General features: G+C 68.8%; 7 protein-coding genes. All 7 read left to right on the top strand.

Annotated features, from left to right (window positions below):
* The first annotated feature begins 55 nt into the window (after positions 1–55).
* Positions 56–820: a signal peptidase I gene (gene lepB / locus R4P08_RS04275; protein ID WP_411741154.1), complete on the top strand. Its 765-nt coding sequence runs from the start codon at positions 56–58 to the stop codon at positions 818–820.
* Positions 817–1,494: a ribonuclease HII gene (locus R4P08_RS04270; protein WP_317812515.1), complete on the top strand. Its 678-nt coding sequence runs from the start codon at positions 817–819 to the stop codon at positions 1,492–1,494. Before lepB ends, R4P08_RS04270 begins: the two co-directional genes overlap by 4 nt.
* Positions 1,491–1,796, top strand: coding sequence for a DUF2469 domain-containing protein (locus tag R4P08_RS04265; RefSeq protein ID WP_007632861.1), 306 nt, complete (start codon positions 1,491–1,493; stop codon positions 1,794–1,796). Before R4P08_RS04270 ends, R4P08_RS04265 begins: the two co-directional genes overlap by 4 nt.
* Positions 1,797–2,539: 743 nt before the next feature.
* Positions 2,540–6,052, top strand: a complete 3,513-nt coding sequence (locus tag R4P08_RS04260) for a DEAD/DEAH box helicase (protein WP_317812514.1) — start codon at positions 2,540–2,542, stop codon at positions 6,050–6,052.
* 249 nt (positions 6,053–6,301) lie between these two features.
* Positions 6,302–6,703 carry a YraN family protein gene (locus R4P08_RS04255; RefSeq protein ID WP_317812513.1) on the top strand — a complete coding sequence of 134 codons (402 nt, stop codon included), beginning with the start codon at positions 6,302–6,304 and terminating at the stop codon, positions 6,701–6,703.
* Between the two features lie 2 nt (positions 6,704–6,705).
* The gene (locus R4P08_RS04250; protein WP_317812512.1) at positions 6,706–8,223 is read left to right on the top strand and encodes a YifB family Mg chelatase-like AAA ATPase; all 1,518 of its coding nucleotides are present in this window, start codon (positions 6,706–6,708) and stop codon (positions 8,221–8,223) included.
* Between the two features lie 65 nt (positions 8,224–8,288).
* Positions 8,289–9,485, top strand: coding sequence for a DNA-processing protein DprA (gene dprA, locus R4P08_RS04245; protein ID WP_317812511.1), 1,197 nt, complete (start codon positions 8,289–8,291; stop codon positions 9,483–9,485).
* The last annotated feature ends 19 nt before the right edge of the window (positions 9,486–9,504 follow it).

Genomic DNA, 9,504 nt, shown 5'->3' with positions numbered 1-9,504 from the left:
GGGGGGGGCAGACTCCCCCGAAGGGTGGGTTGGTACAACGACCCGGCGGGGCGGTGTGCCCAGCACTGATTTGCGTGGAACCACCCCGCCCGCGCGGGGGCCCGGGGAGCCGGGGGCCCCGGCTCGTGGCGTCGGGAAGAAGGGCCAGCCCTGGTATATCGAGATCCCGATTCTGGTCGTGATCGCGCTGGTCCTGGTGTTCGTCTTCCAGACCTTCGTCGGACGGGTCTATCAGATCCCGTCGGAGTCGATGGAACCGACGTTGCACGGGTGCGCCGGGTGCACGGGCGACCGGATCTTCGTGGACAAGATCACCTACCGGTTCTCCGACCCCGAGCCCGGGGACGTGGTGGTGTTCGAGGGCCCCGATTCCTGGAACCAGAATTACCAGTCGATCCGTTCCGACAATCCGGTGATCCGGACGCTGCAGAACATCGGCGGGGTCATCGGCATCGTGCCGCCGGACCAGAACGACATGGTCAAGCGCGTCATCGCCGTCGGCGGACAGACGGTGGGCGGATGCTCCCCGGAGGGTGCGATCCTGGTGGACGGGCAGCCGCTCGACGAGCCCTACCTCAATGAGGACCCGACGATCAACCGCAATCCGCTCAACTGCGGATTCGGTCCGATCACCGTCCCCGAGGGCAACTACTGGGTGATGGGCGACAATCGGAACAACTCCGCCGACTCCCGTTTCCACATGGGTGACGAGTTCCAGGGCACGGTCCCGGACAGCAACGTCATCGGCAAGGTGCAGGCGATCATCCTCCCCTTCAGCCGGATCGGGACGATCTCCACCCCGGACATCCACGCGGGGTGAACCGGGTCGGTCCCGGCCGGGTACGGGTGACGCGGCGAGAAGGCCGACTGGCACTCGAGGCAGCGCTCGGTCGACGTGGTCTCGGCCCCGTGGCCGGCGTGGACGAGGCCGGGCGCGGGTCCTGCGCGGGGCCGCTCGTCGTGGCTGCGTGCGTACTGGGGGGCCGGGTCCATCCCGAACTCGCGGACCTGGACGACTCCAAGAAGCTCTCCCCGGCCACCCGGGAACGGCTCCACGATGTCGTGCTGCGTCGGGCGGCAGCGGCATCGGTGGTGGTGATCGGTCCCGATCGGATCGACGAGCGGGGAGTTCACCGGTGCAACCTCGAGGGGATGCGTCGCGCTGTGGCCGCACTCGACCCGGCGCCGGGTTTCGTCCTCACCGACGGGTTCGCCGTAGACGGGTTGGGATGCCAGTCCACCGCGGTGATCGGGGGTGACGCGGTGGTCGCATCCATCGCCGCTGCGAGTGTCCTCGCGAAGGTGACGCGGGATCGGATTATGGTGGAACTCGACTCGAGGTACCCGGGCTACGGATTCGCGGCGCACAAGGGCTACAGCACTGCGAGTCACGCCAGGGCGATCGAGCAGCTCGGTCCCAGCGACATCCACAGAATGTCGTACGCCAACGTCCGTCGCGCCGCACAGGCGCATTCGAGGAGCAGTACTAGATGAGCGCCGAGGATCTGGAGAACTACGAGACCGAGATGGAGCTCTCGCTTTACCGCGAGTATCGCGACATCGTCGGTCAGTTCACCTACGTCGTCGAGACGGAGCGGCGCTTCTATCTCGCCAATGCCGTCGAACTGATCCCGCGGTCCGCCGACGGTGAGGTTTATTTTGACGTCCGTATGTCTGACGCGTGGGTGTGGGACATGTACCGACCTGCGCGTTTCGTCAAGTACGTCCGCGTTCTCACGTTCAAGGACGTGAACATCGAGGAGCTTGACAAGCCCGAACTCCGCCTTCCGGAGTAGAGCCGAACGGCACTTCCTCCCCAGCCCTGGCGCCTCCACAGGTCGCCCCCGGCCCGGTCCGCTACCCGCGGATCGGGTCGCTGTCATGGGGCAGCGTGAGCCCCAGCGACCCGGAGCGGCCGGGTGGCCGGGGAGGGGCTCGGATAGTTGCCGTGGCGCGCGCGAGCAACAGTCCTGAGCGATCGGCGCGTCGTCAATCAGCACGTGGTGCCCACTTTTTCATTCGAACAAGTGGGTGCGGTCAAACCCGAGCCGACGCTTCACCCAATTCCCCCTCTGGCTGCGGTGCTCCCCTTGTAAGCTCGTTTTGTCACCAAAGGCCGTCTGTGTTTCGGTCACGATAAAGGTAGGTCCTCGATGTCGTCGAGTGCGCCAAGGTTCCGGCTAGCCGAGTGGCTAGTATTGTCAACTGCCGGTCGAGGTGTACTTTCCATTCCTCGATGATGGGACCTAAGCACTACACGTTTTCACGACTGAGTTCTTGATGAACCAGTCCGAGGAGTCGCGAACCCCGCGCGCCGGTCGAGTTCCAATGACAGTCCGGACTGGGAGAATGGCTGCATGACTGTGGTCGAGCAAGTTTGTGTGACTGCGGGTGGTGCGAAGCCCCCTGCGTTGCTTTGGCCCGCGCCCCCGAAGGAGCTGAAGGGGTTCAAGATGCCGGGCAGGCACGCACCCGCTAGCCGGATCGGTAAGCTGCGACTGAGGCTACTCAGCAAAGCTCGTCGGACGACCTCCGAGCTGTGACGACGGAGTTCGGTGCAAAGCTCCGGATGACGGCTCACCCCGAGACCGCATGCGATGGGCAACTGACCATCTACCGGTGGGCGTTCGATGTAGCACTCTCCGACATCCCCGCCCTTGCCGTGGCTATCGGTCGTTCCTACGTTACCGACGCCATGCGTTTGGCGTACCCCAACGCCCGAGTGAGAGACAAGGTTCCCTCAGAGGAGGGCACCACACGCAAGGGTGACTTCGGCGAGATGATCGCCCACGGCATTTACAGCACCCGGATGGGCCGCACCGTGCCCTTCAGCAAGCTCCAATTGGCCAAACCGGTGGCCAAGGCGACCGTGCAGGGCCCGGACAACCTCTGCCTGACCATCACCCAGGGCGAGGACGTCGAACCCGTGATCGTCGAGGCCAAGTGGCGCTTGATCGGCACTCCAGCGGCGGTGCTCGGCGCGATCGAATCGAGCGTGAAGGGGCTTACCGAGCAGTACTGCGCAGAGGGGTGGGCGGCTGGCGTTCAGCTCATGCACGCGCATCCGGACCACAGGCGACACTTTGCCTTCGCGGCGGCCCAGCACCTAGGCCGGTTAATCGACCCCAACGCCCACCTTCCGCCGCACTTGCGTCACGCAGTCGCGGTAGTCGGAGAGGACCGGGTGCCGACGGCGAAAATCGAGGAACGCTGGCCGGGCTCCCCTCCCGTCACACAGTTGCATGTCGTCACCGTTATGGACTACGAAGAGACCCTAAGTAGGATCTTCGGAGCCGCAGGGAAGCTCACCTACGCCGATCTAACCGGGGGCGCCTCCACGCTTGTAAGCCCAGGCGCCGCGCCGGGCATCTCAGGCCTCATCAGTCCCGAGGTGGCCTCCCGTGCCGCCAGCACCTCGGCGCCCACCCCGCTCCACACCATCCTCGAGTCGAGCCTTTGGTACCTCGCTGACGAAGACGGCCTCGGACTGGCGCGCGCCAGAATGGCAGCCACCGAGCGCGACCCCGATGTTCGAGGCCTCGCAGAACTTCTGACCGGCGCCCTCGGGCGCGCCCGAGGCACGCTTGACGGTCGTCCGCTAGCAGACTTCGCCGATGCGGCCCGCGAAGTCCTAGACCTCCAAGTACCTCCCCACCGCTTGCGTGAGCGCCTCGAGGCGGCCACCAATCTTGGCGCGGACCTGCTTGAGGCGGCCCAGCACGTCGCGGCCGCCCTCATTCACCGCATTCACCGGCACCCGCTGACCATGACCGTGGCCAAGGGGGCTACCGGCGTTGCGGTGAGGCACGTGGTTGACCGAATGCGTCGCATTGGCCGCCACGCCTTCTGGCCGTCTCAGGCCGACGCAGTACGCGGCGGTCTGCTGGACCCAGCACAGCGGTCTCTCGCAATCAAAATGCCCACGAGCGCAGGCAAGACCACCCTCATGGAATTGGTTGCCGCCGACACGATCGACCGCAACCCTGACGGAGTAGTTGCCGTCATCGCGCCAACACGCGCTCTCGTCAGTCAGCTCTATCGCGACCTGCGCGAAGGACTGCCGGCTGACGTCGACGTCCGGTCCTCGCAGGGCGGACTCGACTATGACACCGACCTCCCCTCAACCGGAGGAGTCCTCGATGGCCCAGGGGTGGCGGTGGTGACCCCCGAACGACTAGACCTCGATTGGCGCCGAGCGATGACCGACGACGGTGGCATCGACTTGGAGGAGATCAGGCTGCTCATCGTAGACGAGGCACATACCGTGGACAGTGGTCCGCGCGGCGCCACGCTGGAGCTCCTCATCGCCAAGGCGCTACGGCGCGGCATCCGCGTAGTCCTGTTGGCCAGCCAGTTCTCCGACGTCAACGCCATCGCGAACTGGGTGAACGGTGACTCGCTAGAGTCCGCCTGGCGTCCCGCCTGGCTGGAGCGGCACGTGTACATCCGCGGCGACCTGGAGACCAAGCCAACGCGTGCGCGTCTGGCATACCTTTGGCCCGAAGGTGCCGACCCCACGCCGGTCTTCAAACTCAAGCCGAGCGCGAAGACCGAGGGCGATGGCTGGATCCGCGAAAGACCGCATGAAGCTGCCGGTCTTGTGCAGAGGTGGACGTCTGACGGTCTTGTGGTCGTGTTCACGGAGAACAAGTCCTACGCCCAAGTACTCCTCGACACGATTTCCGCCGACACCGTCCAGCACGGACCGCCGCGCGCTGCCCTGGCCGAGCTCGCGGGCTCCATTGAGCGAAAGTACCCGGTGGAGGCCATGGCGTTGCGGAACGGCTTCGGACTCCACCACGCTGATGTCCACCGGGACGTCCGCCAGGCCATCGAGTCGGCGGCTCGGCAAGAGGGTGGGCTGCTGAGGTGCATCGTGTGCACTCCCACGCTCTTGGAGGGGGTCGACTTTCCCGCGCGCACGGTCATTGCCGCGTACCCGCCGCGCACCCCTGAGCGCCGCCCGGACATTTCCCGCCTCCGCAACCTCGAGGGACGTGCGGGGAGGGCCGGCAAGTTCACCAGCGGACGGCTCGTCGTAATGACCAGCGACCACGACCAGGCTCGACTGTGGCGGCGAGCGATGCGCCAGGGCCTCCCGCCGACCGAGACCGCGCTTACGAAGGCGCTCTATGAGCTTCAACGGCGTGCACCTGAGCAGATGCTAGTTTCCGCTGGTAAGGACATTATCAATGCCGTCACCATCGAGGCTCTGGCGGAATCGGCTCCGGTCGATGGAGACCTCAGGCGGGCCTTGGAGGAGGCCTTGCAGCGGACCTTTTGGTCCAGCACTTCCTCTCCCCAGGTGGATCGCAGCACAACCCTGGCCAGGGGTTCCAAATACGCGGCGCACGTTGGTCAGCGACTACCGGATGCCGCCCTGCGGGCGGCTGTTTACCGCTCGGGCTTGAAGTTGGAGGGATGCCTGGCGCTCCGTGATGCCATCGCTGCCAAGCTGAACGACGTCGTACGTGTTCTCCGAGCCGACCCGCCTGACCCCATCGTCCACGAGCGGCTCCTGCGCTGGCTCGTACAGGCATGCGTAGCGACCCTCGAGGAGCTCCAAGACCTGCGGGAGGTCAATGCCGAGTCACTCGGCGATGCGCTGGCCGCATGGATCGCAGGCACGAGCGAGGAAGAGATCGAGTACCTTTATCCCGCCGCCTGGCCAGCCGTGAAGCCGCGGCACGTCGAGACCCTCCTGGTTTGGGCGCTCACGGGGTCCTTCGAGATCATCGCGGCGCTCGCCGATGACCTTGATCTCCGAGACATGGCGCACCGCCGCCTCGCCCCGAGCAGGCTTCGATACGGCGTCTTCGATGCCGCGCTCTGCCCGCTGGTTCGAAACGGCGCTGACCGAGTACAGGTGGCGCGCGTCGCGAACGAATACCTCAGCGAGCCGCCGCATTTTTCCGGGATCTTCATCCCCCTCGACATCGTGGTGGAGGCCCGCATCGCTGAGGAAGAGGCTGCCCAGGCCGAGGCTGCTGCTGCTACGACCGGCGCCTCAGGGCCTGGCGATCCAGGGAACGCGCCCTTATCGACGCGGTAGAGCCGCTGGAGGCCTACGACCGGGTGCGGGTGGGCCATTTGGCCGCAGAACTCTGATGTCAACATCGAGGAGCTGGACAAGCCCGAACTCCGCCTCCCGGAATATGTCCGGACGGCTCTTCTTCCACAGCCCTGGCGCCTCCACAGGTCGCCCCCGGCCCGGTCCGCTACCCGCGGATCGGGCCGCTGTCGTCGGGCAGCGTGAGCCCCGGCGACCCGGATGGGCCGGGTCGCCGGGGAGGGGCTGGCGATGGCGGGGGACAGGGTGGGATCGGTCACCGGCGCGGAGGGGGGAGATCGGCGCCGTCGGACGGGGGCGATCGGGGAGGCCCACGCCGCCGGGTTGATCGAGGCGCGTGGGGGCGTGGTGATCAGCCGGAACTGGCGCTGTAGGGCCGGCGAGCTGGACCTGGTGGTACTCGATCCGCAGGGTCGGTTGCGTTTCGTGGAGGTCCGGACCCGGACGGGGACCGGCTTCGGCTCGCCGGCGGAATCGGTGACCGCGGACAAGCGACGCCGGCTCCGCAGGCTGGCGGCCGAGTGGTTGGCGGCGAATCCGGGCAGCTGGCGTCAGGTCTGCTTTGACGTGGTCGGGGTCGACCTCGCGGACCCCTCCCGGCCGCGTCTCGAGATCTTCGAGGACGTGCTGTAGCCGTGGCGCTCGGACGGACGTGGGCGGTGACGTTGTCGGGGATCGGCGGCCAGTTGGTGGAGGTCGAGGCGGACGTCGGGCGAGGGCTGCCGGGCGTGAGCATCGTGGGGATGCCCGACAAGGCGGTGCTGCAGTCGCGGGACCGGATGCGGGCGGCGGTGATCAACACCGGATTGACCTGGCCCGCCGGGAAGGTGGTGCTCTCCCTCTCGCCCGCTGCCCTCCCCAAACGGGGGTCAGGGTTCGACCTCCCCCTCGCGATCGGCGCTCTCATCGCGTCGGGTGAGCTGCCGTCCGGCTGCTTCGAGGGGACCCTGCTGGTGGGGGAGCTCGCGCTCGACGGCCGGGTGAAACCCGTACGGGGGGTGCTTCCGGCGGTGCTGGCGGCACGGGATGCCGGGCTGGGGCGGGCGGTGGTCCCGGCGGCGAATCTGGCGGAGGCGCGGCTGGTGACCGGGATCGACACCGCGGGGGCGGAGTCGCTGGGGATGATCGCGGCGTGGAGCCGGGGCATGGGCGGCCTGGTCACGGACGCGCCCGAGCCGCCGGGCGGGAGGCCAGAGGACGGGTCGGACCTCGCCGAGGTCCACGGGCAGGACGACTGCCGCCGTGCGGTCGAGGTCGCGGCGGCCGGTGGGCACGCAGTGCTCCTGCGGGGCGCTCCCGGCACCGGCAAGACCATGCTGGCCCGCCGGCTTCCCGGCCTGCTGCCGGACCTCGGGGAGCGGGAATCGCTCGAGGCCACCGCGATCCACTCGGTGATGGGCCGACTGCCGGACCACGACCCGCTACTGCGGCGACCGCCGTTCGTGGCGCCCCATCACACCGCGTCGACCGCGGCCCTCGTCGGCGGCGGGACCAATATCGCCCGGCCCGGTGCTGCGACCCTCGCCCATCGCGGGGTGTTGTTCCTGGACGAGTGCGCAGAGTTCTCCGGCCGGGTCCTCGACTGCCTGAGGACACCGATGGAGGACGGGGAGGTGCGGATCGCCCGACGGGACGGCGTCTCCGTCTTCCCGGCACGCTTCCAACTGGTGATGGCGGCCAACGACTGCCCGTGCGGGAGTGCGCGCCCGGCGGATTGCTCGTGCACTGCCGACGCCCGTCGCCGCTACGGGAGGTCGCTGACCGGGCCGCTACGCGATCGGGTGGACATCTCGGCCCGCACGCTGCCACTGGGGTCCGGGTTGTTCGCGGTGGGGGAAGGGGAGGACAGCGCCGCGGTCAGGGCCCGGGTGGCGACGGCGAGAGCGGCAGCCGCGGAGAGGTGGGCGGACTGCCCGGGTGCAACCAGCGCGCGCGCCAACGCCGACGTCCCGGGGAGGGTGCTGCGGACCGTGCGTGGCCTCGACCCGCGGGCGCTGCGACCGCTGAACCGTGCCCTCGCGCACGGGGTGTTGTCCCCCCGCGGGGTGGACCGTTGCCTGCGGTTGGCGTGGACGATCGCCGACCTGAACGGGGCCGGGATACCCGGTGAGCCGCACGTGGCCGAGGCGCTGGTGTTGAGGGGAGAGGACTGATGGGGACTGACGGTGTTGAGGGGAGAGGACCGATGGGGACAGACGGTGTTGAGGGGAGAGGACTGATGGGGACAGACGAGGCGACGTTGTCACCCGAGGACCGGTTGGCCTATGCCTACCTGGGCGCGGTCAGCGAACGACCCACCGCCGAGTTGTGGGACCTCATCGACGCCGTGGGGCCCGTCGAGGCCGGTGACCGCATCCGCGCCGGACGCGTCGGCGACGCGCTCTGCGGCCAGACCGAGTCCCGGCGGACCAGGGTGGACGCCGCGCAACTCATGGACGCGGCCGCGGCGGTGGGTGCCCGCCTGCTGGTCCCGGGAGACCCCGGGTGGCCCACCCGGGCGCTCGAGCCGCTGGACCGTCCGCGCCGGCGACGGCGAGGCGGTCAGGGTGGGGTGGAAACGGCCCTCCGGCCACTCGGTCTGTGGTGGCGGGGTCCCGCCGATCCCGCGGAATCACTCGGTAGAGCTGTTGCCGTGGTGGGAACCCGTGCGCCCACCTCGTACGGGCGCGGGGTGACCGCCGATCTCTGTGCGGGGGTCTCGGCGGAGGACTTCACCGTGGTGTCGGGCGGCGCGTTCGGGATCGACGCGGCGGCCCACCGGGCCGTCCTCGGGGTGGGTGGCTCCACGGTCGCGGTGCTCGCCGGCGGGGTCGACCGGCTCTACCCGCGGGGCAACGACGGGTTGCTGCGGGCCGTCGCGGAGTCCGGGGCCGTGATCTCGGCCCAGGCTCCGGGCACCGGGGTGACGAGGTATCGGTTCCTCGACAGGAACCGGCTCATCGCGGCGCTCTCCGGCGCGACGATCGTGGTCGAGGCGGCCGCCCGGAGCGGGGCCCTGAGCACCGCCGCGTGGGCGTCGGCGCTGGACCGGCCTGTTGGTGCTGTTCCCGGCCCGGTGACCTCTGTCGCGTCGGTCGGGTGCCACCTCCTGGTCCGCGACCGGGGAGCCGTGCTCATCGGACGGGCCGCCGACGTGGTGGAGTTGGCCGGGAAGATGGGCGAGACGGCGCCACCGCCCGCCGGGGACGCGAACTCCTGGGACGGATTGGACGACGTGACCCGCCGGGTTCTCGAGGCGATGCCCACGACCGGCGGGGCGGCACCGGCGGAGATCGCCGCATCGGCCGGGATCGCGCCGGCCGCCACGCGGGCGGTCCTCGGGCGGCTGCTCTCGGCGGGCGCGGCAGTCCGTGGACCGGAAGGGTGGCGCAGGTCGGGGGACGGAGGGCTTCAACTGACGATCCCGGTGGGCTGAACGCCCGGAGACGCCAGGC

The sequence above is a fragment of the Rhodococcus sp. IEGM 1408 genome (assembly GCF_033142235.1).
Taxonomy (GTDB): domain Bacteria; phylum Actinomycetota; class Actinomycetes; order Mycobacteriales; family Mycobacteriaceae; genus Dietzia.
Note: the sequence above shows the minus strand (reverse complement) of the source record. Positions and strands in the feature narration are given on the sequence as shown.

Excerpts from the sequence above, each read along its gene's own strand:
- R4P08_RS04265 (WP_007632861.1), top strand. The coding sequence starts at position 1,491 with ATGAGCGCCGAGGATCTGGAGAACTACGAGACCGAGATGGAGCTCTCG.
- R4P08_RS04255 (WP_317812513.1), top strand. The coding sequence starts at position 6,302 with ATGGCGGGGGACAGGGTGGGATCGGTCACCGGCGCGGAGGGGGGAGAT.
- dprA (WP_317812511.1), top strand. The coding sequence starts at position 8,289 with ATGGGGACAGACGAGGCGACGTTGTCACCCGAGGACCGGTTGGCCTAT.